General features: G+C 65.9%; 1 protein-coding gene. It reads left to right on the top strand.

Going from position 1 to position 950, the window contains the following annotated elements:
- On the top strand, positions 1–950 hold a 950-nt coding region (locus tag ACP4IX_RS36265), incomplete at both ends, for an acyltransferase domain-containing protein (RefSeq protein ID WP_426558916.1).

Genomic DNA, 950 nt, shown 5'->3' with positions numbered 1-950 from the left:
TGTCGGGTAAGTCGGTGGAGGCGGTGCGTGCTCAGGCCGGGCGTCTGCTGGAGTGGGTCGATGCCCGTCCTGGTGTGGGTGTGCGGGATGTGGGGTTGTCTTTGGCGGTGACTCGGTCTGTGTTTGATCATCGTGTTGCGGTTGTCGGTGGTGACCGGGGTGAGTTGCTGGCGGGGTTGCGGGCGGTGGTGGGGGGTGAGCCGGCGTCCGGGGTGTTCCAGGGCCGGGTTCGGGCGGGTGTGTCTGGTGTTGGTGTGGGTGTGTTGTTCAGTGGTCAGGGTTCTCAGTGTCTTGGGATGGGCCGGCGGTTGTATGAGTCGTCGGTGGTGTTTGCGCGGGCGTTTGATGCGGTGGTGGCGGAGTTGGACCGGTATGTGGAGCGTCCGTTGAAGGGTGTGGTGTGGGGGGAGGATCCGGGGCTGTTGCAGCGGACTGGGTGGGCGCAGCCTGCGTTGTTCGCGGTTGAGGTTGCTTTGTTCCGGGTTCTGGAGTCGTGGGGTGTGGTGCCGGGTTACTTGCTGGGGCATTCGGTGGGTGAGGTGGCGGCGGCGCATGTGTCGGGTGTGTTGTCGTTGGCGGATGCGTGTGTGCTGGTGGCGGCTCGTGGCCGGTTGATGGATGCGTTGCCGTCGGGTGGTGCGATGGTGGCGGTGGAGGCGTCTGAGGCTGAGGTGGCGGGGTTGCTGTCGTCGGGGAGGGTGTCGGTCGCGGCGGTGAACTCTCCGGGGTCGGTGGTGATTGCCGGGGATGAGGGTGAGGTTGTCGCTGTTGCGCAGGGGTTTGCGCGGCAGGGGCGTCGGACGAGTCGGCTGCGGGTGTCGCACGCGTTTCATTCGCCGTTGATGGAGCCGATGCTGGATGAGTTCGAGCGGGTTCTGGGCGGGTTGTCGTGGAGTGCGCCGCGGATTCCGGTTGTGTCGAATCTGACGGGTGAGCCGGTTGATGCGGAG

The organism is Streptomyces sp. WG5 (assembly GCF_049974565.1).
GTDB lineage: Bacteria > Actinomycetota > Actinomycetes > Streptomycetales > Streptomycetaceae > Streptomyces.
This window is presented reverse-complemented; position numbering and strand designations above follow the sequence as displayed.